Source organism: Paenochrobactrum pullorum, assembly GCF_041929845.1.
Classification (GTDB): domain Bacteria; phylum Pseudomonadota; class Alphaproteobacteria; order Rhizobiales; family Rhizobiaceae; genus Paenochrobactrum; species Paenochrobactrum pullorum.
Map to the genome: position 1 here is coordinate 18372 of NZ_JBHEEH010000015.1, position 22401 is coordinate 40772.

Here is a 22401-nt window from a genome sequence, read left to right on the forward strand (position 1 = left end):
CTACGTATTGATGCTACCTGCCACCCCCTAAGCTCTAAATCACGGGCATATGGCGACGACGATCGATAACATTCATCAGCTGGATTGTTGTCATTATCGGCATAAAACTTCTTCATTTCGTTCTCCTCAGTTAGCCGGTGGTGTCGGCTGGTTGTTATTGGTAGCGAGCCAACCCAAGACAAGCGCAACGGCTTGGTCTGCCGCATCCTGTTCACTGGTTGCGGATATAACCTCAACGATGTGTCCTAGTTTCGCCAAGGCCGCATGCCTATCACGCTGCGCTGGTGATAGTCTGCCTTTCCCCACTTTGTTCTCAATCGAAGCTAGGCGGCCTCCTGTAAGATAAATCCGTAAATCAGGTTCGCCCGTTGTCATACCTGTTGCAATGGCTTGTGCTTGCGCTTTTGGTCCGCGCTTGGCGCTATTCATATCTCCAGCCAGTAAGAACTGCTTGCCGTATTCTGGCATGGAGCGAAGGCGACGAACCTGCGCTGCCTGTAATTCCCATTCCAGTGGCAAACAGGGAGACGTTGTAACCTTGCCGGCTTTGGTGGTGATTTTCGTTCTGACACCGTTGATGCGGACTGTTTGGGTTGTAGTCTTTGGTTTGGTTTTGATTGGCGCCGATCTGGCTCTTGCTGTCATCCTTCTCTCCTCTTGTTTTCTGCCGGTGGTGAACGGCTACAATAGGTAAGTATGAAAATATCGGGCTTTGTATAGGGTGACTTGAAAATAAATATTGGTGGTAGCTTGTGAGTTGCCCAGCCTCATGCCCGCCTACAACCAATCAGGTTGTATCTTTCAATCAAGTAATTTTCCAATAAGTGCGTACTTCTCTAACTGCGAGAACTACGCACTGCGCACTTCACTGCGTAAGTACCTATATAGGTATACTTACGCAGGTAAAATGATGTGCGTCTGCGCAAGTCTTTAGGTCTATTTTTGAGACTTACGCACTAAGACTTACGCGTTACCATAGGTTGTATTTTTGTGTGACAGTGAGTTGTATTATTATTAGAAAAAATAACATGGAAATGAAAAGTTCAATAGACGTAGATTGTCGTATAAATTCTTAATCTGGGTTTCTGCCATTCACGACAATTGGGTTTCACTATGATTATTGAGCCATATCTTTATGCACTTTATGATATCGTCTTGGGAGGCGCTAGAACAGGCATAGCTATTTTTGTCGGGTTCGTTGTCGTCATAAACATACCTCAAAAGGTAAGAGTTGCACTCCGCCTTGAAGATGACTGGCGCACAAATAGAACATCATTGGTAATAAAGTATTTTTTTATAGGCGCTGCAATTCTTAGCTTGCTTTTCAGTTTAGTCGATACAGAAACCTTGCTGGAAAGAGCTAATTTTTAATAAAAAAAGCGGGGTTTAGACCCCGCTCCAACTATTCAGCTGCCCTTCGGCCCGCGCTATACAGCCTACCCTCTTGCTGGATCTGCTGGAAAGACGCTGTAAATATCGCGTGCAACCCTTCACGTTTATAAAACACATCGGAAGCACCAATACCCATAAGCCCCATGCGTATAAGGCGTGAACCAAAACCTTTGGTTTTTGGTGCCTCAACTGCTGGGCCACCCTGCTCAAGCCACTCCAATTTCAAAGTGCTGAAATCATCAACGGTGTGGACATTCCAAACGATAGAAACAGTTCCGTTAGGCACTGAAAGAGCGCCGTATTTCATCGCATTAGTGGTTAACTCGTTGATTAGAAGCGAAGTGGACATAACACCCTTAGGCCCGATGAATATCTCGGGACCTTGCAACACCACTTTATCCTTGACGCCAAGGTTATCAAGTACAGCGCCAATAACCTGACTGATACTGCCGTTTGATGCATTGCCAATACGAAGGACATCATTGCCCTTAGACAAGGCATGCAATCTCTTCACAAACACCGGCAAGGCTTCGTCTACGTTGCGTTTCCTAAATGTCTGATTAGCTAGAGCCTGGACAACGCTAAAGGTATTTTTAATTCTATGGGTCAATTCAGAATTGACAACTATTGCGTTCTGAACGGCCTCTACCTTAGCCGTCATCTCAATGACGGTATCAATCATGCCTAAAACCTTTCCGGTTTCATCTATGATTGGACTATAGCAGAAGGTAAAATAACACTGTTCAGGGTATCCATGTCGATTGATAATTAATGGATAATCCTCAATAAACGTCGCTTTTCCTTGATATGCATCAACTATCATCGGCTCGATACTTGGCCATACCTCATTCCAAATATCGCGGAATGATTTCCCCATGCAACTCTGTTTAGAACCAAGGATATCTTTAAACGCATCATTATACAGGGTTGTATAATCCTCACCCCAAACAATCGCCTTCGGAAAACGAGAGGCCAACATAAGCTGGACAGCTGTTTTAAGCTGTATGGGCCATTTTTCAGGAACACCTATTGGGGTCAATGACCAATCGAAATCATTGATATCTTCAGCAGATTGTCCGCTGTCAGGTAAAAAATACAATTCGTTTGTCAATTGGAGCACCCAACTTTGAATTACGCGAACAATTTTAAGGCCTTACGAGGGATGAATTTGTCACAAAATAAAATTTAAACAAGCAATAAAAAAAGCGCCCCGTAGGGCGCTATTTTAACTATCACACACAACTTACAAACGACATCATACGCCGCTGAACAGGATCACGTTCTTCCGATTTCACCAAGAAGCCCTCGGCAAATAGTGCCTTTGTAATCACATTAACACGTTTCTTCTGACCGTCATCGTCTGTGTCCATGCCTAGAGCATAAGCCACGGCAAGGCCTACCCACTCTTTGGACTGCGGCGCCGGCTTATATGTGCCACCATTCACAACGCCGCGTATTGCCTCGCGCTGGTCCGATGTCAGCCCCTCTGCAACATCTTCACTGGATGGCCAAACCCATTCCGTTACGACAGGCGCATGGTCTTGCGGTTTAGCCAAGCCCTGCCCATTCCCCAAAGGCACAGATTCAATCTTACGCCAGTCCAAGCGATGCGACAAAGGCGTTAGATTGGACTTGCCATAAGTTACTGAGAAATGCCCAAACCGGTCATTATTGGTAAGGCCTGCCTCACTTGCCTGCTTCTCAGTCATACGGTTGAGTACCCGTACGGAACGAGCCGCACCAATCAAGGAAACGGCACCGCGCGCATCTTCAACCGTTGCTTCACGCCCGTCCTGTTGTTTACGCAAGTGATGCACAATGTCGATAGAGCAATTGGTGTAATCCGCTATTTGCGCCCAAAGCTTAGCAACCTTGTCGATAGCACCGTTGTCATTCTCATTGACCTGATGTGTTGATACGAACGGGTCAACAATCATCACGTCGATTTGGTTCGCCAGAATGGTTTCAGCCACAGCTTCGACAATCGGCTCTTGGATTTTGACGCCTTTCTTGTCATCAATCGCAACAACAAGTTCCTGCTCACGGCCACTATCCAGAAACAAATGACCTTCAATGTCTTCCGGCTTCAGGCCAAAATGGATGCAAGCAGCCATGATGCGGCGTTCAAGCTCGTCACGCGGATCCTCCACATTGAACAGCCAGACTTTCAACCGCTTTTCAGGCTTTGTGCCGTTCAGCGCTTTTCCTGATGCCATTGCCAATGCTTCCACGATACTATTCGCGGTTTTACCTAAGCCACCCGGCGCAACCGTTACAGACACGTATTTGCGAATGAAATGCTTGCCGAACGCAAACTCACGGCGAGGCAATGTGGACGGGTCTTTCCACTGAAAAGGCGTGGCTGCGAGGATGGGCTGTTCATCTGGTTGCTGCTCTTCTTGGGCTTCATGGTTGTCGTGCTGTGGTTCAACCTTAGCCCGCGCATTATCGAGCATCCGGTTGATATCAACCAGTTTGGTATTGTCATTAACCGCTTCCGGCATTTGACGCGGATGTGACTTACCGGCGCGCAAACCATTGTCAATGGTTTTGCAACAGCGTTGGTAATCCCTGCCCCAGCCTCGCGCCACGTCTTGCAGCAATGCGCGCGCTTCGGATTCCGAAAGAGCACCAGCGCCAACAAAAGTACCGAGGCGGAATGCGGCGTCATTCAGACGGTTATTGCGATTGCCCATTGGCTCTGTGGCAAGATCATCAAGCTCGGCCTGCACAGCACGCTCAACATAGCGGTCGCTTATTTTACCGGCAGTTGATGGCGCTTGGTATGTAGTCGTGCTGTCGTATGACTGCGGCAAGACCAACTGCAACAACCATTCCGGCGCCTCAACCGGTTCCATATCCACCAACCATCTATAAGGCTGCCCAAGTGCCGGAATACTACCAGCCGCAATGACATAACCGCCATCACCACGAACATCAATGCCAGCCCCCAAAGCGCCACGATTACGCACGCCAGCCTGATGCTTAAAGAAATAGTGCCGACCGCCGCTTGTAGTTTCAGCGGTAAGTGTTGCTGGCAAGTTGGTGTTCGCAGCTTCCAACGCTGCCAATGTTTCTGGTCCACCGTGTTTCGGGTCGATGTCCAGCACCCAGCATCCGATAGGAGCACCGGTCGGCACACCTATCATAGCGGATGGGTTGCGCTTCCAAAGCTCACGCACAATGCGCTCGTTGAGGGTGGCACCACGGAATCCGTTCGGCGTAAGCGGTGTTTTAGTGGCGAGGATTTCAATCTCGCCGGTTTGCGGGTCGATAAATTCCTCGTCTTGGTGACGGCATGGAAACACTGGCCATTGGCGGGCGGTATAGCCAAGAGCAACATCGAGCATTGGGTCTTGGTCGACGGTGTATTGGTCTGTCAATTGTGAATTTAAAGGCAATTCATAACCTCATAATATTATTGACGAAAATGACAAAAACTCAAACATTACAAATGATTAATTGTACTGTTCATAATGAGTTCATATTTCAGGATAGATATTACTCACACGCCATTTGATGTTTTTTAGTAACGGCGATGGAGATATTATAATTATGAAAGCAGCCCCAATTTACATTGCACTGATTGCTTCAGTTGTGTTTTCTGCGCCAACATTTGCTCAGAGCAATGACGCCAAATCGGATGATAAAACGGCAGTTGAAACGATCAACCATCACCATAAAAAGCGCGGCCCGATTGATGAGGCCACCTTTATGAACATGGATGAACTTAAAGCCGCAGATACTGACAAGGATGGCCTGCTATCCCGTGCGGAAATGGAAGCTCACGTTCAGAAAATGATGATCAAACGTGCAGCTGACCAAATGGAGCGTCGCCTCGATGTTAATAAGGATGGTAAGATTTCACTCGAAGCCATCGAAAAACACCGTGCAGCTCGCTTTGCCGAACTAGATAAAAACAAGGACGGTAAGATTGACCGCAGCGAGATGAAAGACGGCAAGAAACATTTCAAACGTGGCCATGATGGCAAACGTCATGGCAAACACGATGAAAAGAAAGCTGATTAATATCTAGCGACTTAATACGGGCTCCGGTTTAACGCCGGAGCCAAGTCATGGCCTGCACTCCATATAAGATTTGATTATTTCTGCCGCGACTTGCGGGACGATGGCATTTCCGTAGGCGCGCACTTTTCCCACTCTTGCGGGAACCCCATGAGCCAACAAACGAATGCGGGGTTCAATGCGCCGGGCTTTTCCGTCTGGGCCGGTGATGTATTCTGCTCCGTGCCAAAAGCTATGCGAGGCACTGTGTCCATCCGGCTCTTGCCGTCCTTGCGTGTCATGCTCGTCGATAGGTCGCCCGTGTCCTTGTGATCTCGGGTTGTCGGTGTTGGCCACATAGCTGCGTACTGGCCCACTCGCTGTGTCAGCGGTATTCCTGTATCGTGTGGCCGTGGTGGCAGCACTCCCCGCTTGGCATCCGTTGCGGTCGGTGTAGGCCAAAGCCACGCCACTGTTGAACGCAATGACATTCCGCCCTGCTTGTTTTTTGCATGTGAGCTGCCCGTCCCCTCGCTCGTCGTGGGCGTCGGCCACAAACCACAATCGGTCACGGCGGTGCGGCGCGTTGACGGCGCAAGCTGGAATAATAACCGCCCCTGTGGTGTAGCCTTCACTTTCCAAGTCAGCTGACACTCCATCGAGCCATCCAAATCGAATTGCTGCACTAACCTGCTCACCCATAATGGTTGTTGGTTTGCAATCGCGGATAAGCTCGAAGAATTTAGGCCAGAGATGGCGCTCGTCGTTTTGGGCTTCTTGCTTTCCGGCAACGCTAAACGGCTGGCATGGTGCGGATCCTGTCCACAATGATCGCTCATCAGGCCAGCCAGCAAATCGAGCTGCAAGTGACCATCCACCAATACCGGCGAAGAAATGGCACTGCTTGAAGCCTTTGAGGTCGTCTGCATGAACATCGGCAATGCTCCTTTCATCAACTTCGCCAGGTGCGATGTGTCCGGCTGCAATCAGGTTGCGCAGCCATTGAGCGGCATAGGGGTCAAACTCGTTGTAGTAGGCCCATTTGGTCGTGAAGTTATAGTTGGCTGCCGTTACAATCTGGTTTTTCAAAACGGCGCCTCCCCCTCAATAAGCAACTTCCGCAACCGCCTTCCCGAACCTTCCCATGCGGCTTTGACCAACATGCGGGCCTCAAGTTCATCCATTTCGGCAAGGTCGGTTTTGACTATCTGGCCTAGATACTCCCCGACGGCATCCACGCCGCCGTCGAGGGCTTTCAATTCGTAAGGGTCTAGGCGTTTAGCGCGTGCAATATGCTCAACGATATCAACGCACTCTTGGCACAGCCATTTAGGGTTACGCGCGTCACCGACGCCAATGCCGACAGCACGACGCTGGCAGCAATGGCAGGTTAATGGTTGGTCGGTCATGCGGCTGCCTGTATGTGGTTGTCGTTGGCCGGAGCGGTAATAGTCAAAACCGTTGTGTTGATGTTCGTGCCGCTCTCACGAAAAGAGCCAACTGGTAAATCACTCCACCGTCCATCTAACAGCCCGTGATCATAACGCGCTGTGATTGGAAGGATGGCTGTAAGTTTCCCGCCTGGTTTCAGAAATTTTAGTGCGTGTTTGACGTGCTTTGCATAATGCCGTCCGTAGAAAGGCGGGTTCATCACGACATAATCAAAGTCGCCTGTTGGCATCGTTTCAAGGAAGTTTGCGGTAAGCACATTATGGCCTTTGGCTCGGCAGTCTTGTGCGCGACCTGCATCAAATTCAAAGCCTACAACCGTTGCGCCAGCTGCGCGCAGAGCATCCATAAAACGACCGCAACCGCACGAAGGCTCAAGAACGCGCCTGCCCTTGATGTCGTATAAATCGGACACAATACGCTCCACTACCTTTTTTGGTGTTGGGTAGTATTGCAGGTCTTTTGCCACAGCAGTGCTCTGTTGCTTCTGACTTGGCTTTTCTTCCGTCGTATCGGCCAGAACATCACCGTAATATTCAGCAAGGGCGCGGTTGATGTCCGCTAGTGCACACTCGTCAAACATCACATGAGCGTTTCCGTTTTTGTACTTCTTGACGACTATGCCACGACCATCAATGCCAACCTGTCCCGCAATATGGCCTTTAGTGTAGCTATGCAGACTATCAGCGCCGCTCAGGTCATCAGGCTCAACAAGTGGCTTTCCTTGATAAGTCGCCAGAGCGTTCATCAGGTTGATGAGCTTGTTGCGCCCATACGAATCGTACCCGCCGACATTCTCCAGAATGACGCGCTTCGGCAGGCCTTTAACGCCGACTTTAACTTTGTCATGACTTTTGTATGCGGGATCCAATTCGCAAAAAACCTCTGCCAATCCGCGCAAAATATTGCCTCGCGGGTCTAACAGATAATCCCCAAAGGTCGCCCGCAAATTGTCCATTGTGAATTCAGGTGGGGAAGCCATGCTTTGCTCAAATCGCTTCTTATCTTTTGCGGACGCGAGATATGAAATTTGCAGCTTGTCATAAACAAAGAACCAAGCAGATTTCAGCAGGTGGCGTTCTAATACGTGAGAGCTGACGCGACCTGTATCAATATTTTCTTGGCCGAATTTACCCTTGATTGCAGCTGACATGCGCAATGCGGTTCCGGCCTTATTAAACAGCTCAAGTTCATCAGAAATAGCTGCGCGCTTATGTTCATATTCAGCCACAACATCAGAAAGACGGCGGCCTAGAGATAGTTCGTTCATGCTGCTGCCCTTTCCTGTTTGCCAAACTTCCCCGTCTCATTCCCCCAAGCATCCCAGCCTTGCCACGCCTGACGCGCGAACAGCTCCAGATATGGACCGTCAACCAGCGCTTCGATGCGCTCATAGACTTCATCAGGCTTGCGGGAGTGCTCGCGTCTCGGCGCTTTGATAAGCTGGCGCACGCCTTTGCTTTTTCGCTTAGGGCGTCCGCGTTTGAATAAGTGGCAGATTTCAGTTTCTTGGCGTGTCCAGTAGCCCATACCCATCCGGCCTTTATCCCAGACGAAAGCCAGTGAAACAGGCTTGAATCCCCACGCAGCCGCAACGTCAAACGCAGCAGCTTGCAGGTGTGAAACAGTCCACATGAACAGCAAACAGTCTTTGGCGGCTACTTGGCTGACAGGCAGCGCCTTGATGTCATCCAGAGACATTACGCTGTAGGGCTGCTTGCCTCGTGCCGGAGCGACATTGTCATTGGCATAGGTTCTAAATGACCAAGGCGGATCCGCGTAAATCGCCCCGTATTGGCCGGTCGGCAGGCCATAATGATTGTCGCGATTAAGGGTGGCAGCTTCCTGCATTTAATTCTCCTCTTGTGTAACGGGTGGTGGCCGTTGGTGTTATTCGCTTTGCAAAGTACAGCCAACCCGCGAAAAATTAATAGCGGGTTGGCAAAAACGCTAATTAAATCCCTAATATATTTCTAATTTGATCCGAAGCACTAAATGGCGCCTCTTTCAGGCCGTCAGCTAATGAGTATATTTTTGATCCCTCATCTACTTTTAGACCATTGACTCTAACATTATGCCAACGGTGCTCTATCTGTTGAGTTCCGTCATCGTGTTCTATCAGATACCACCATTCTTCATACTGCCCTAAATGTCCGCTTTCTTTATTGTAAACTTGAGTTTTCTTCATTCCTAAGTCTCTCGTTTTTATAACCTCATTGAATCATTCTCAGATGATAAGGCTGCCTAGACTGTATTAATCCCCAAAGCGAATCCATACGATCATCTGGCAGTTTAGCCATAAACATGAGCGGGTCTTTATTGAACCGCGTCCAGTCGCTACCTCCGACTTGATTAGGCTTCATGACACCAGCCTCTTCCAGCTCGTGCTTATCTATGTTCATTAATATCCGACAGGCATTGAGGAAGGCATGGCGGGATAAACCCGCCTGCTGTGTTTGAGGATGGGTCATTGTGTGTCAGCCCTTTCAGTGCCGCATTGCTGCGTGGCATCAATTGGGCGCCGGTACATACGATGAGCAGTGTAATACGGGCATGGTGCTTGTTGTCCGATACAGCGACCAGCTGGTTGCCATCCAAGATCGCTATCAGTCAGGCATTCGTCGCTTTCCTCGATGGTTTCGCCCTCGTTAAGCATTCTGTAGTTCGCCCAGTCGGTTGGTTTTCCCATCACCGAGCCACCCTCTCATCATAAACACGAAACCCAGGCACGCTACGCATACCGGCACGCACAGCTTCATTTGCCATCTGCCGCACAACGTCTTTGAAACGTTCCGGCCACTTACCGTAAGCCCAATCTAGCGCCGCTCCTTCATCAACCAAATCAGCGTGCCAGACTGTACGAAGGCCAGTGCCGGTTGTTGCGGCCCTGTCTTCACGCTTTGCCCATCGGTCAACCTGCTTGGCCTCTTTCAGCAACTCCTCGGCCTTTTCGCGCTCTTCCAGATTGCCAGCGCTTGCGCGAATTGCGGCTTGCGCTTCCACTGCAATACGGTCGGCATCTTCCCGTGCTGCTTTTGCTGCGGCTTCTTTTTCAGCTGCAACACGCGTGCGCCACGGTGTTAGCAGTGTCTGCAATGCCTCTTTGCCCAGAACGACCTTACCTTTGCCTGATGTTTTAGTATTGCCAATCAGCTTATTGTAACGGTCCTGGATTTCCTTGACGGCCTTATCAAGCGGCTCTTTTTCAGCAATGCGGGCTTCGTCCGCTCTTTTGCCAGCCTCATGCAAACTATCATGCAGCGTTGTGATTGCATCTGCCATGTTTTGGCTTGTGATAGGTTCGCCATCAGCCCAATTCTTTGCCTCGTCAAACAGATCTTCAATTTCCTGCTTGATGGTTTCATAGGCGCTTAATGGCGGATTGTTGTGGCCGATTGTCGCCGCGTTATACGGGTCATGTGTCATGTGTATCTCCTAGTTTGTGGTGGTGGTGACCACCTGTTAATTCCTGTAAGAAATCTTTAGTTTAATTTTATTTGAAGGGTGCAATACTCAAATCAGTGCAGAAATCCATTCTGTCCTGTTCGACTAAGCCGCCTCGCCCTTAAAGCCCCCATCTTATCGCGAGGCGGTTCTTTCATCCCTTAAAACGGAATTTCATCGTCTAGATCTGCCATCCAGTCCGGCACATTATCGTTCGCCGGCTCTGGTTCGTTATTATTCGCAGCACCAGCCTTATGGCTCGTTACATTCCAATATTTGCCGTTTGGTACGACACTTATTTCCGCCGTGTCATTCAGTTCGTTCTGACGTTCCAGCCATTCCATGACCGTTTTCGGGAATGGTCGCTGGCCTCCGTGTTGCGTCCACCAACGATGCGCCTTGGACTGAGCAAAGCCGCTATGCTGCGGACACAACCATTCATTGATAGGAGTTAGACCGCTAAAGTACGTGACCTTTACACTTGGCGGCTTATCCCCCTTACCCTCATGAAACGCGAATGACCTTCGGGTAACATCACGCCATTCGGCTTCGGCGGTGGAGACAATCGGTGCGTCTGCCGCTGTTCGCGTTAGCTTTTCCTCCTCATTAGGTGGAAACTCATAATCACAGGCAGGACATTTCATCAGGCTGATATGCACCTTCTCGCCACATCCACCGGATTCCTGCGGGCAAATTTTGATAGGCGCCTCTCCATCACCCTTGCCCGGTGTTTTCGGCTGCACCATATCGACCGGCCCATGCTTATTGACCAGTTTGGCAAAGTCCAGAACCAAACAGTTCGGCTTTGGCCCGGCCTTAATCGCTGCAATGCGCTCCTCCGGTGTGTCCAGCGGCATATTTGCTGCATACAAAGGACGGGTGCCACGGCCAGCCATTTGCAAATACAGGCTCAAGGAAAGTGTTGGACGCATAAAGGCAATCAGATCCACGCCTTTATGATTGAAACCCGTTGTCAGTACCGAATTGTTTGTAACGCACCGCAGCTTATAGCTTTTGAAGTCCTCCAAGATGCGGCGGCGTTCTTCTTTCGGGGTGTCTCCCGTGACTGTCTCACAGGATATGCCATGACGACGAAACTCATCGCGCACATCAATTGCACTTTTAACGCCAGCACAAAAGCATAACCAAGAGCGCCTGTCCGCGCCTTTGGCGACAATCTCGCGCACAACCTCATCATTTAGGTCTGGCCGGTTGATTGCCGCTTCCAATGCGTTTTGCTTATAGTCACCGCCAAGTTTGCCAACACCTTTCACATCATATTCCGTGGCAGTAGGCTTGCTTGTAAGTGGCGCTAAATATCCGTCACGGATTCCATCGCCCACGCCATACGTATAAACAACTCGGTCGAAAAGGCGGTCATCACCTTCATCAATGCGTCCACTATCCAATCGATATGGTGTGGCTGTCAGGCCAAGAACCTTAAGGTCAGGGTTAACATCCTTCAGCGCATCGATAAACTTGCGGTACATCGTGTTGCTGTTGACTGGAATAAGGTGGCACTCATCCACCATGAGAACGTCAATATGCCCGATGCGTTCAACCTTGTTGTGAACGGTTTGGATGCCGGCGAAGATAATCTGACTGTGAGCGTCGCGGCGGCCAAGCCCTGCTGAATAGATACCGGCAGGCGCAAAAGGCCAAACACCAAGCAGTTCAAGATAGTTCTGTTCGATTAATTCCGCGACGTGTGTAGCCACCATAATCCGCATGTCAGGCCAGTTGACGGCCAGACGCTTGATAAGGTTAGCCATAACGTACGATTTTCCGGTGTTATGATGCACAGTAAAATCTTCGGTCAGGTACAGGTGGTCGCCATCAAGCGCAAAACCGTAATAATCGCCCTCACCAATAGGCTCGATGCTAAATCCTGTCACGAGCGGACTCTTGATTTGGCGTCGTGGACTGGCTTTCTGACGATCAACACGGTTAGGGATAATATTGGTGTCGCCAGAAATATTAACACGCCAATATTCCCCGCCTCCACCAGTCTGACAGAACTTCATGCAAGGGTTCACATAAGCAGCGAGACCAAGGCTTCTTGCAACAAATGCAACATCACGAGACAAGACTTCTGATTTTGAAATAAAATCAAAATTATTGCCACCGGACAAATGGCCATCGGTATCAAGTAACCCTGCAAGCACATTCATTCGCGTGTTGCGGCTTCCTGTTTTATAGACATGCGGGATACCCTTCTCAGCGCAACCCATGCCCCATACTCCGGCAAGCTCTAACTGCGCGACCAACCTGTTTCGTGTACTACGATTAGCTAAGTCATCGGGAAAGAATACCTGCCAAGCCTTGTTGCCAGCCTTCTGTGTGACTCTAGCATTAACCCCAACTGACTCCGCATAGTCGCATACTTCATCCAGAACCTGATGATCCATGTTAGTAATGCCAACATTATTCGTCAGACTACCATCACCAAGTAAAGCGCCAACAATATAAGCTGGAACTGGCAAGTTATCATTCGCGGCATAGTTAAAATCAACGCCAACGCGCCAAAGTTTGCGGAGATGTTTCCAACTTTTCGTTTTCGCTAAATAATCAGCAACCGTGATATTCTCAATCTCACCGCCGGCAGTATGTGAATTAGGATATTTCTGCGCTTTCTTCCCTTCGTTGGTGGTTTTCAATGAAAGGATATGCCCCTCATTTACAATAAATGGGTCGCCTTTCTTAGGTGTGATACGATACATCATCTCTCGGCCAGACACCGTTCTCAATACGCGCCGAGGATTGCTGTCCGGCCCCATAATGTTGTCATTCACTGCAACTAGCTCAACTGATTTTGTTGTCCCGTCATACATAAGAATCTTTGTTCCAGCCGCATGACATCCGGTCGCGAGGTCAACCAATGGATTGCCCGCTTCTTCCTGCCAGTAATCAAAGACAGCGTTTTCAGCTTCGTCTTGGTAATATCTCGCCTGCACGTCTCACCCTACCTGTTTTAATAACTTCGCTCGCGCTGCATTTTCGATCTGGCGGACACGCTCACGGGTCACGCCAATGTCGCGGCCAATTTCTTGCAGTGTATCGCCCATCGCACGGCGTTTTATAATTAAACCACCTTTTCCAGAAAGCAGTGCAAGTGATTGTGATAGCTCGGTATAATCAAGTTGATTAGGCCGCGTAACGCCATCTAACTTGAGTGACGTAGCGCCGGTTTTCTTATGGCGCTTGGCGTATGCAATTGACCGCATGTTCCACTGCAACCACATCCAGAAACCACTCTTGGGCTGACTTGGGTCGCCACGGAAATTAGTATGACGCTCCACCGCAAAAAGGTTGGTATCTTGCACCAAGCTTTCAGCATCATCCGGCATGAGCCTATTGGCGAGACGACCAAGCCCAGGTTGATATTTCAAAAGTGCTGCATCGAATGCCGTGGGTCTGACATTGTCGTTTGCTGGTGAGTTGTCGTTTGCGGCTGTGGTCGGCATCATACCGACACCATCATTGGCTTAAGGACGCGGCAAAGCCCACGGCGTGCAGAGCGCATTTCAGCGTTGCTTTTGGATAGCCGCCACTCCTCATCACTCATTGAGGCGGGAATAGTTCTTTCGCCGCGCATGAATTGGCCGAGGCGATTAGTAAAAGTGGCATAGCGCTGTTCGTGATTATCATTGGCTGCTTGCATGTGTGGTATCTCCTGAGTAATGGTGGTGTGCTTTTTGTGGTGGGGGTTGGTCGTGAAAGATAAAGAACAAGAAGAAGATATTTCGTGGTTGTTTCTTTGGGGCGCGGCTATCCTTTACATTACAGTCATTTGTATGACCTTTGCTGGTCTTGTTGCGCTTGATGAGCATGGCAAATCGGTTGTCGTTATCTTCACTGCTTTTGTGAAAGACTACGGCTCGCTACTTGCTGGCATTCCTGTTTTGATTGCCGTGTTGGTCGCAAAGCAGCAGCTTGATGCTAATCGTCGGCAGCATGTGGCTCAAATTAGGAGGTCGTTTCAGAAGGAGCTGGATGCGCTTACACTTGTGAAAGAATTTCTTGATTTTTTCGATGGTAAATCTTGGGATGACATTGTCAAAGAAACCTCCCTGTTTGATAGTCTTCTGAACATTCCGGGATTTAATGAGGCTACGATTCTAACTATCGAAACTGCCATCACTCCTAATTTTGCAGGACATGTAAAAACGGTCAATTTGAAACTACAAAGATTAGAGCGTAAATGGACGGATGGAGTTGATCTCAGCACTCTCCAAAAAGAATACGAATATTTTACCGATTGGCTCGCAGGGTTGAGAAAAAACCATGATGCAAATTACGACCGCCTCTCCCAATACTGGTCATGAACCCCCATCCACCCAAACACTCCCATCCTTCATCTTATAAGTAATCGTTTCTGCCTCCTCGTCTGAATCTACCTGTTCGCCATGGATTAAGGTCGGTAGATGCAAATGAGCTGGGCAACCTGCCTGTTGCTCATCATTGCTAAGTGGCTTTGACCATCTGGCACATGACCACGAACCGCCATCCTCCGGTGAGCTATAAAGGCATGTCCGGCAGTTTGACCGCGGCCATGCACCTTCGTGGCAATGGCCTTTGTGTTTGCACCAGCCGCATGCGAAGGCCATTTTACTGTTTGGGTCTTCATGCAATCGCGCCGGCGGTTCGTTCGCTGCGATAATCCGTTCTGCTCGTGCCATGAGGCGTAAGACATAAGGCAGGTCCAACGGCATACGCTCGATATAAAGCTCGTCATTATCTTTGCAGACCGCGAGATAGATTCCACGCTCCCGATTACGCCGATACATATATGTTTGGAGTTGCCCGTAATGGAGCGGCTTTGACTTTTGCACCCCGTCCTTTTTGAGCGCCGTAAAGCTTTTGAGGTTGTGCGATTTGATTTCTCCCACATGCCAAGTTTTTGGCGCCTCCGGCAGGCCAAGAATTTCAGAGTCCAGATAACCCCGCACATGCCCGTTGCATGCCTCTACCATTATCTGTTTGCCGTCTGGTTCGTGTGAAACGACCTCACAGCCAATCATGCGTAGATTTTCAATCCAACGGTCTTCCTCAATCACGCCCGTTTCAAAGATGCGCAGAGTGCGACCTTGAATGGCTTCATGCGGCGTCACCCAACGGAAGTCGTAGAACAACTTGCGCTCGCACTCCTCTGCCAGTGTCGAGACGGAAATTGACCGTCCGTCTCGCGGGTTGTTATTCGCCTCATAAGCCGCATAGATAGCGCTTACCGTTGAGGCTTGCGGTTTTGGGAGCGGAGCCATTAGGCCACCAAGAACGACATATACTTCATAGTATCTCCTCAAAGTAGCTGCATGGCTGTGGTAAACCATGCAGCAGGGTTGGTGGTGGTTAAGCGGCGACTAGATAGCCATCTTCATCAAAGCGGTTGTCATCAAATGGCTCGCCGTGCATTTCTGCGAGTTTTGCCAGTAAGTCCTTAGAATTACCCGGCTGGCTTTCATTATCATTTGCCACCCACAGGTCGGTGCCATCATCGGAAACCGTCAATGCGTCGATTGCTGCACTCAGGCTGAACTCCTGCCCTTCGCTTCCCAGCAAAACCTTTTCGCCGTAAGCGCCGCCAATCTGGTCTTTTAGCTCTTCCCAGTTGTCAATTTTTACGCCACGGCAAGCCAGTGCAATTTTCAGAATATCACCCTTGCCGATTGTGTAGCCGCGCCCCTGATATTTGAGCACCCGAGTAGCAGAGGCGAGCGGGTAGCGTGTTCCCGCATTGAACCGCAGAAAACGCTGCGCGTTATGCTTAAGGAAGTCGTCGTGCAATACGAACTCACCGGAGTCGTAATCAAATGCACCCATCACAACAGTGTAGTCGAACGCTTTGAAAATATCCTGCGCCGTCGGGAAGAAATCAAAATACATGAACTGTATGATGTTGTTTGCATCAGCAAATGTTACTGCGCGCTTTGAAGTGGACACGCACCAAAGGCCATCCTCGTAAGCGCCTTCAACGGCACGCTCAAAATCTTCTTTTGTTTTAAAATAAACGTCAACGTCATTGATTTCTGTATTAGTAAAAACGCTTGTCACAGCGCCACCAGCCGCGAATGCGCCGGTAAATGAACCTAATGAAGTGATTTTTCTGGCTTCTGCCTGATAACCCATATCTATCTCCTAGTTTGTGGTGGTGGTCGCGGGCTGTTAGACCCGCGCTGTTGGCCTAATTATTTCCAAGGGCGACGGCCAGTTGTCCCTGTCGCGGCTTGTGCAGGGCGGTTATCGTTCGCCGCAGCTGGGCGGTTATCATTGGTCGCAACGCGAGGCTGGTTTGCATCAACAGCTGGCGTTGGAACATTGCCCTCGTCAGGGAAGTAATATTTCTTGATTTCAGCTCGTGCTGGGTACTGACCATCCTTAGAAGGCTTGCCGATGCCGACCTTCACAGTGAACAGCTTGAAGTGCAGTTCTTCACTGTCATCAACGCCACTCACGCCAATGGCGCGACAAAGGCTGGCAAACTGACGCTGGCCGATCTCTTGCGCCTGTGCGTTTTTGTGCTCAAGATTATAATAGTTGAAAAGCTTACGACCTTTGTATTCCTCTGGTCGAACGACATTCATAGTCGTTTTTAAGCCGGTGCCGTTCGCGCCGACATTAATATCGCTGGCCTCAATTTCCAGCTCGTAATCGCCGTTTGGCAGCTCGGAATAGTCCGATTGTGTGGTATCGTGGTCTTGCGCGTTAAATCTCTGGCCTAATTGTGCCATTGTGTAACTCCTTTAGTGGTTGTGGTGGTTAGGGACGGTAGAGGAATTAATATTCGTCTTCCTCTTCTGGTTCATTGGCGGTATCTGACCATTCAACATCGGCCTCAGGGTCATGCCACTTTCCAGATTTAGGTATGACCATATTCGGCCCACGATATCCCTTCTCCTCACGTAGATAGAACATCGTGCTTTCCGCGCGATTCATGAGGCGGAAGCCATCCGGGAGGCAGGCTTTTACCTCCTCCAACACTTTCAGCATGTCCGATTCAGTGTAAAGTTTTCCGTGTCCGCCACCATAGGTAACGCTCCCTACCTGTTCGCCATCGGTGATGTGAATTTTTAGACTAGCGGTCATTGGGTACATGGCTACATCTTCCATCACGCCGCCTCCCGCTGCTGCACATTGTTGTCGTTGGCGACATCAAAATATTTTGACAATTCAGTGAAACCAGAACCCTTTCGGTAAGGGATGCTTGCAGGTGCGCCATTAAGTCGGTTTTTTGCTAGGAAGCCAGCTCGTTCATCTGTGTAAATTACTCGTTCAGAGCCTGACATTCCTTCCGGTTTATTAGTTTTATCGCCTCCAAAAGATGCCTTAACCTGCTTAACCGATGTGCGTCGATTAATGAACAAAAGCGCCTTACAATTCTCGATTACTAGATCCAAGGCCCGCTTTTGCAATTTAGGGCGATAGCGGTCATAAGAATCTACGAGAGGATCATTGAATGACTTTGCCTCGCTGTGAAGGATTTGGACAACATACAGGCCGGCATTGGTTAATGCTCCAATCGCCTCATGGTATTCGCGCCATTCGACGTCAGCAGCAAGATAGCCCTTGCCGAACGAAGTTGGCGAGCCTTTATCGTTGCTGTCGATGCTATCTCACCCATTGCGGGCGCATGTAGCATCCCAAATTAGAGGCTCAACCTTATCCACACTGTCGATAATTACGGTTTTAAAACCATGGTCCTCTGAGATCAGTTCGCCAAATGTATCTAGTAGCCCTCCAAATGATTTAATTTCATCTGACGGCAAATCAATATCATCGGGCGTTTCTTCGCCTTCAACATAAAGATAAATCGGGTCTGGAAATTCGGCGGCAAGGCTAGTTTTACCAACGCCAGGCGTACCATAAACCGCAATAGCCGGCGGAGTTCTTCGTTTGCTGGACTTTAGTCGTTCAAAAACAGACATTATATCTCCTCAGTGTGTGTGGTGGTTAGTGGTTAAGCTGGAGCATAGGCACGGAACCGGACGGCAGCATTGTTGTTGGTAGGATGCCGTTCCACTTTTCAGCTTGTGTTAGAGCTACGAGGCCGGGATTATCGCGCAGCGCCTCTCCGCGAGCCTTAATAGATGCGGCCTCTGCGTCGCCTGTAATTCGGATTGCTTCTGCATCGGCTTCAGCTTTGGCGCGGACTGCATCAGCATTTGCTTTTGTCTGCGTCACAGTGATTTCAGCCTGTACCTTCTCACGCTCTGCGTTTTGGCGAAGTTTTTGCACTTCGACCTCGGCTAACATGCGCTGTTCAATGCTGGCCTCATAAGCATCCGAGAAGTCGATATTCTCAATCTGAATGCCGTCGATAATAACCGGCCCTTTGACTGAATTTTGTACGGCCTCAGCTATTTCGGCATTAAGGCGTGAGCGCTCTTGGATCGCGGCAACTGCGGTGAAGCGGCCAAAGACAGTCTTAAGGTCTTCATAGACGCGGCGGTCTACCAGTCGGGATAGCAAGCCGTCCTCACCACCATAAAGACTATAAACATCCGTAACTTGATCTGATGGAATCCGGTAATTGACGGACAGCGCAATCACAGCAGATTGCTGGTCTTTGGAATAGGCTGGCACATCTTTGTAAATCTGCGCACGGGATTGAACGGTGATTTTCACAACGTCCTCAATCCAAGGTGTTTTAAATCCGAGTCCCGGTTGCGCTGTGCCCACCAAGGCACCGTTGCGTAGAATTACACCGCGCTCGCCTTGGTCGATGGTGTACCATGAGCCAAAAACGATTGTGATACCGAAAATAAGCGCGAATACGCCCGCTACGAGGCCAATAATGCCCTTCATTTATTTCTCCTCAGATTTGGTTGTGGTGAAGTTTTTGACGATTTGCGATAGGCCGTAAGCAATAAGAACGCATACGACCACACCTCCGGTGAGTGCTAGAAACTGCATTACCAATGCACCAATACAAGCACAGCCAGCAGGATGATTGAGCCGATAGCCGCGAGGTCAGCAGCTGAAAGACCGGCGCGGGTGAGGAAGGCGGTCATTGCCCTGCCTCCAACTCATCCAGTTTTGTGCGGGCTTCTGGGATGGTGCATCTGGCCTTACGCATGGCCTCACTTCCGCGAGCCATTACCCAAAGAAAGCCCATGATTGCGCCAATCCATTGCAAAGCTGTGCTATCGAGCAGCACGCCAACACCTGCAAGGCCAGCGACCATGGCGAAAGAACCTGCGTCCTTAACCAATGAGCGCCACCATGTTTCGCGCAGCAGGATGACGGTTGGTGTAAATTGGGGACTAGCCATCACAACCACCCTACCAGCCAGAGAAAACCGATTGACGGCATGAACGCGAGCCAAGAAATAAAGGCCATAATGATGATAGCTGCTAGTGCATACTCGCCAAACTCAGCCAGCATTTCAGTAAAAGAGCTGCGCCATAGAGGCCATTTAGCGCCCGCCCTTACGGACGTTGGCCGAACAGAGCCATTGGGCGCTTTTGTCCATTCACTCTTCATGTGGTCTACCCTTATAAAAAGACATAACCTCTCCTTCCCCGCCGCGTGAGCAGCGGGTTGTTTGTGTTATTGTGGTGCTGTGGATTTAGGCGGCGGCTAAAAGTTTGTCGGTGGACACGATTGTTGGCTGATTGTTGCCCGTATCAACCCAAGACCATTTGTCGTAACGTGCCAGCTCGTAGCCGTAGCCGCGCGGCGTTTTAACAAGCCGCCCCTTGGTTACGGTTGGAACCGTAGGCGCATCAAACTCCGATGTGCTCATAGTTAACGTGCCCTTGTCGAACTTAAAGACTGTGTGCCCATCGGCAGAAGTCAGACGTTGCGTTTCCTCGACTGGCGTGATGAGTTCGAGTTCACTATCAGTCATATACGCATCTTTACCATCAACATTCTTCAGCCAAACATCGCCGTCACAATCAATAAAATTCACGATATATTCTGTACCTTCTTTAACCCAACAATAATCAACAAGCGCCCGAACTTTGTCGCCAACTTTGAAACGGCGCGTTTCTGCATCCCGCCACTCAGCAACCGGTGGTGTATTGTCATTTGTGTCTTGTACGACTTCCGTTGGCTCATCTACCCATTCAGCGATGAGGTCGTGGACTGTATCTTCACATTGCCATTGACGGCCATTTTCATAACATGAATCATCAACGTCAGGAGCGTCCCAATACAGACCGACATTTTCCATCGGCCCAACCTTACGCCCATCGCGGGTGCGGTAGTATTTTCCGGCTTCGATAGTGAGGGTGGCGGGAGCCAGTTCAAAGCAATCAGCTGCCCACCGATCCAAAGTACCATCTTCTTTTCGGAATTTTATGTCATCGCCTGTTACCTCAGTAACAGTGTGGATACTGCCTTGTTTTATAAAACCTAAGCCACTACTGATGAGTGCGCGCACCCGATCACCAACTTTAAAGGGTGGGTTATTGTCAGACACTTCTTCTATGGTCGCCGTGCCGGTTGCTTCCGCAACAGGCAGGAGTTCGAATTCTTCCTGTGGGCGCATACGATCATCACCCGCATTATCGTCAAAGTAGACGTATCCGCCCTCGCCATCATCCGTCAGGACAAATTCATCGCCAATCTTGTAATCAATGCCATCAACTAACGCCTTAACTCTGTCACCCTGTTTAAATTTACCCATCACGCATCTCCTCTTAGTGTACCGTGGCTTTCGGCATTCCGCCGACTGGAAATTCAATGACGTTATCGCCGTCACCTTGTGGCGTATCAGGCCTGAGCAACGCTGGCTCGATTTCAGCTCGTGCTGGAGCGCCATCAATTAGAAAAACAACCGCATAATAAGCGCCGTAATTACGCTCTCCGACGACAATGCCTTTCCAGCCTGTCAGTCTGTGGCGGACTTCGTCACCCTCGTCATAAAAGACGGATGGATCGAAGCTCATGCGGCTTTCCGCTTCTGCTTGCTGTAAGAAACAGGCGCGCTGGATACATACCGGCCATCAAGCAACACCGCGTTGCGCTTGGCCTCGGCTTGCTGTTCGGCTGTTCGGTAAGGCTTGCGATTTGCCATATTGCGCTGACCGGTTCGGGTCAAAGAAGTGGCAAAAGGGTGGTGTTTGGCTCTAGCACTATGTCTAGCCATCATTATCTCCTCAATTGTGTTGTGGTAATTGACATACGGCTGTCTCGCAGCCATATGTTCGCTTGCGCGGGGTTGTGCCCGTGAAGGAACCCAAGGGTTTGATACGTTGTATCTCCTCCCCTTGGATGTACGACCACCAGTCATGATGTAATGTTGTGGTGACCCCGGAAACGGTTTTCCGCTGACTGGTGGTTTAGTTTGCAGACGTTAGCCTGCAAATTTAGTAGATATATCGCCAAGTTGCGGCAGTATCCGGCGTTTAGCTTCTATGCTTATTGATGCCCAGTACCTCCAAAAAGCCTGCTCCTCGTCATCAATGGTTTTTCCAGCTGGCTTGTTTTGTGGGCGCGCGCTGACTTTTTCTCCCGCCTCGGCTCGACAGATAATGCTTTCGCGATCTTCTTCAGGTAGACTAATGAGCGCATCCATCTCGACGCCTTTGTCGAGACTGGTGTTGATGATCCGGTTGATGTCGGGGCCGAGGTCACGCCCCCGCTTGGCGGACACTTGAATGGACCTAAGTGATCTTCCACTCGCTTGTGCAGTCTCAGACGCAAACGCAGATTTTTCGTTTGCGTCTGTCCCCCTCCCCATAGAGGCGTTCGCGGCACGCGCGCCAATGGCTTTCGCCGACCCATGGATGTCTTCCCAAATCTCCTGCCTGCGGCGTATATGCGCCGCCTCTTCGGCTGGCGATAGTTCAGACCGAGCCAGGTTCTCATCAATTTCCATAAGCTCGGCATGAAGGTCGTCAACATCATAAACGACGCATTCAACGACTGCGTGTCCCAATGCTTGCATTGCAAGAAGACGATGACGACCATAGATAAGGATAGGAGCGCGGTCTACTAACTCACCATCAGGCATGGTGACATTGTTTCTAATGCAAACCGCAGGCGCGTTCATAAGGCCAATTTCGGCTATACTATTCGCAATTTCTAGAACCTTTTTCATATCGGGCTGTCGATTGCGGGAGCCGATGTAAATGTCCTCAATATCAAACGGCCTGCGGTTCATTT

General features: G+C 49.8%; 27 protein-coding genes and 1 pseudogene. 3 read left to right on the forward strand and 25 right to left on the reverse strand.

The genetic code is table 11. The features are described 5' to 3' along the window. Positions 1-126: 126 nt before the first annotated feature. The gene (locus JNC77_RS14980; RefSeq protein WP_374833931.1) at positions 127-645 is read right to left on the reverse strand and encodes a VRR-NUC domain-containing protein; all 519 of its coding nucleotides are present in this window, start codon (positions 643-645) and stop codon (positions 127-129) included. A 468-nt stretch (positions 646-1113) separates the two neighbouring features. Here JNC77_RS14980 and JNC77_RS14985 point away from each other — a divergent pair, with 468 nt between their 5' ends. Continuing rightward, positions 1114-1371, forward strand: coding sequence for a hypothetical protein (locus JNC77_RS14985; RefSeq protein WP_374833933.1), 258 nt, complete (start codon positions 1114-1116; stop codon positions 1369-1371). 31 nt (positions 1372-1402) lie between these two features. Here JNC77_RS14985 and JNC77_RS14990 read toward each other — a convergent pair whose 3' ends face one another. Then, a complete protein-coding gene (locus JNC77_RS14990; RefSeq protein ID WP_374833935.1) occupies positions 1403-2503 on the reverse strand; it encodes a PAS domain-containing HWE histidine kinase family protein in 1101 nt (366 codons plus the stop codon). Positions 2504-2624: 121 nt separating this feature from the next. Continuing rightward, entirely contained in the window at positions 2625-4742 is a 2118-nt protein-coding gene (locus JNC77_RS14995) for a bifunctional DNA primase/polymerase (RefSeq protein WP_374834021.1), read from the reverse strand. Positions 4743-4947: 205 nt separating this feature from the next. Here JNC77_RS14995 and JNC77_RS15000 point away from each other — a divergent pair, with 205 nt between their 5' ends. Then, the gene (locus JNC77_RS15000; protein WP_374833937.1) at positions 4948-5421 is read left to right on the forward strand and encodes an EF-hand domain-containing protein; all 474 of its coding nucleotides are present in this window, start codon (positions 4948-4950) and stop codon (positions 5419-5421) included. A gap of 45 nt (positions 5422-5466) precedes the next feature. Here JNC77_RS15000 and JNC77_RS15005 read toward each other — a convergent pair whose 3' ends face one another. From JNC77_RS15005 to JNC77_RS15055, 11 genes are all read right to left on the reverse strand, one after another. Further along, entirely contained in the window at positions 5467-6486 is a 1020-nt protein-coding gene (locus tag JNC77_RS15005) for a DNA cytosine methyltransferase (protein ID WP_374833939.1), read from the reverse strand. Continuing rightward, positions 6483-6806 carry a DUF6511 domain-containing protein gene (locus tag JNC77_RS15010; RefSeq protein ID WP_374833941.1) on the reverse strand — a complete coding sequence of 108 codons (324 nt, stop codon included), beginning with the start codon at positions 6804-6806 and terminating at the stop codon, positions 6483-6485. The genes JNC77_RS15005 and JNC77_RS15010 overlap by 4 nt, the downstream gene beginning before the upstream one ends. Further along, positions 6803-8116 (reverse strand): DUF4942 domain-containing protein, encoded by a 1314-nt coding sequence (locus JNC77_RS15015; protein WP_374833943.1) that lies wholly within the window; start codon positions 8114-8116, stop codon positions 6803-6805. Before JNC77_RS15015 ends, JNC77_RS15010 begins: the two co-directional genes overlap by 4 nt. Next, positions 8113-8697: an MT-A70 family methyltransferase gene (locus JNC77_RS15020; RefSeq protein ID WP_374833945.1), complete on the reverse strand. Its 585-nt coding sequence runs from the start codon at positions 8695-8697 to the stop codon at positions 8113-8115. Before JNC77_RS15020 ends, JNC77_RS15015 begins: the two co-directional genes overlap by 4 nt. A 103-nt stretch (positions 8698-8800) precedes the next feature. Then, complete coding sequence (locus JNC77_RS15025; protein ID WP_374833947.1) at positions 8801-9034, reverse strand: hypothetical protein; 234 nt, start codon at positions 9032-9034, stop codon at positions 8801-8803. Positions 9035-9059: 25 nt separating this feature from the next. Then, entirely contained in the window at positions 9060-9317 is a 258-nt protein-coding gene (locus JNC77_RS15030; RefSeq protein ID WP_374833949.1) for a hypothetical protein, read from the reverse strand. Further along, positions 9314-9502 carry a hypothetical protein gene (locus JNC77_RS15035; RefSeq protein ID WP_374833951.1) on the reverse strand — a complete coding sequence of 63 codons (189 nt, stop codon included), beginning with the start codon at positions 9500-9502 and terminating at the stop codon, positions 9314-9316. Before JNC77_RS15035 ends, JNC77_RS15030 begins: the two co-directional genes overlap by 4 nt. Before the next feature lie 32 nt (positions 9503-9534). Further along, positions 9535-10272, reverse strand: coding sequence for a hypothetical protein (locus JNC77_RS15040; RefSeq protein ID WP_374833953.1), 738 nt, complete (start codon positions 10270-10272; stop codon positions 9535-9537). A 179-nt stretch (positions 10273-10451) separates the two neighbouring features. Then, entirely contained in the window at positions 10452-13244 is a 2793-nt protein-coding gene (locus tag JNC77_RS15045) for a Hint domain-containing homing endonuclease (RefSeq protein WP_374833955.1), read from the reverse strand. A 3-nt stretch (positions 13245-13247) separates the two neighbouring features. Then, positions 13248-13757, reverse strand: a complete 510-nt coding sequence (locus tag JNC77_RS15050) for a sigma-70 family RNA polymerase sigma factor (protein WP_374833957.1) — start codon at positions 13755-13757, stop codon at positions 13248-13250. Continuing rightward, on the reverse strand, positions 13754-13951 hold the full coding sequence (locus tag JNC77_RS15055; RefSeq protein ID WP_374833959.1) for a hypothetical protein: 198 nt from the start codon (positions 13949-13951) through the stop codon (positions 13754-13756). The genes JNC77_RS15050 and JNC77_RS15055 overlap by 4 nt, the downstream gene beginning before the upstream one ends. A gap of 52 nt (positions 13952-14003) precedes the next feature. Here JNC77_RS15055 and JNC77_RS15060 point away from each other — a divergent pair, with 52 nt between their 5' ends. Next, positions 14004-14615: a hypothetical protein gene (locus tag JNC77_RS15060; RefSeq protein WP_374833961.1), complete on the forward strand. Its 612-nt coding sequence runs from the start codon at positions 14004-14006 to the stop codon at positions 14613-14615. Here the strand turns inward: JNC77_RS15060 and JNC77_RS15065 are convergent. The 11 genes and pseudogenes from JNC77_RS15065 to JNC77_RS15115 all read right to left on the reverse strand — a co-directional run bounded on the left by JNC77_RS15065 (position 14610) and on the right by JNC77_RS15115 (position 22399). Beyond that, positions 14610-15551, reverse strand: a complete 942-nt coding sequence (locus tag JNC77_RS15065) for an oxidoreductase (RefSeq protein WP_374833963.1) — start codon at positions 15549-15551, stop codon at positions 14610-14612. The two genes, JNC77_RS15060 and JNC77_RS15065, sit on opposite strands and share 6 nt — an antisense overlap. 88 nt (positions 15552-15639) lie before the next feature. Beyond that, positions 15640-16416 (reverse strand): Gabija anti-defense Gad2 family protein, encoded by a 777-nt coding sequence (locus JNC77_RS15070; RefSeq protein ID WP_374833965.1) that lies wholly within the window; start codon positions 16414-16416, stop codon positions 15640-15642. Between the two features lie 59 nt (positions 16417-16475). Next, the gene (locus JNC77_RS15075; protein ID WP_374833967.1) at positions 16476-17018 is read right to left on the reverse strand and encodes a DUF669 domain-containing protein; all 543 of its coding nucleotides are present in this window, start codon (positions 17016-17018) and stop codon (positions 16476-16478) included. A gap of 46 nt (positions 17019-17064) precedes the next feature. Further along, on the reverse strand, positions 17065-17397 hold the full coding sequence (locus tag JNC77_RS15080) for a hypothetical protein (protein WP_374833969.1): 333 nt from the start codon (positions 17395-17397) through the stop codon (positions 17065-17067). Further along, a pseudogene (locus tag JNC77_RS15085) lies at positions 17397-18212 on the reverse strand (ATP-binding protein). Before JNC77_RS15085 ends, JNC77_RS15080 begins: the two are co-directional and overlap by 1 nt. Positions 18213-18237: 25 nt before the next feature. Continuing rightward, on the reverse strand, positions 18238-19092 hold the full coding sequence (locus tag JNC77_RS15090; RefSeq protein ID WP_374833971.1) for a prohibitin family protein: 855 nt from the start codon (positions 19090-19092) through the stop codon (positions 18238-18240). Between the two features lie 202 nt (positions 19093-19294). Beyond that, complete coding sequence (locus JNC77_RS15095) at positions 19295-19558, reverse strand: hypothetical protein (RefSeq protein ID WP_374833973.1); 264 nt, start codon at positions 19556-19558, stop codon at positions 19295-19297. A 297-nt stretch (positions 19559-19855) separates the two neighbouring features. After that, positions 19856-20920, reverse strand: coding sequence for a hypothetical protein (locus JNC77_RS15100; RefSeq protein ID WP_374833975.1), 1065 nt, complete (start codon positions 20918-20920; stop codon positions 19856-19858). 13 nt (positions 20921-20933) lie between these two features. After that, positions 20934-21182, reverse strand: coding sequence for a hypothetical protein (locus JNC77_RS15105; protein WP_374833977.1), 249 nt, complete (start codon positions 21180-21182; stop codon positions 20934-20936). Beyond that, on the reverse strand, positions 21179-21382 hold the full coding sequence (locus JNC77_RS15110; RefSeq protein ID WP_374833979.1) for a hypothetical protein: 204 nt from the start codon (positions 21380-21382) through the stop codon (positions 21179-21181). The genes JNC77_RS15105 and JNC77_RS15110 overlap by 4 nt, the downstream gene beginning before the upstream one ends. A 207-nt stretch (positions 21383-21589) precedes the next feature. Then, positions 21590-22399 (reverse strand): ParB/RepB/Spo0J family partition protein, encoded by an 810-nt coding sequence (locus JNC77_RS15115; RefSeq protein ID WP_374833981.1) that lies wholly within the window; start codon positions 22397-22399, stop codon positions 21590-21592. Between the last annotated feature and the right edge of the window lie 2 nt (positions 22400-22401).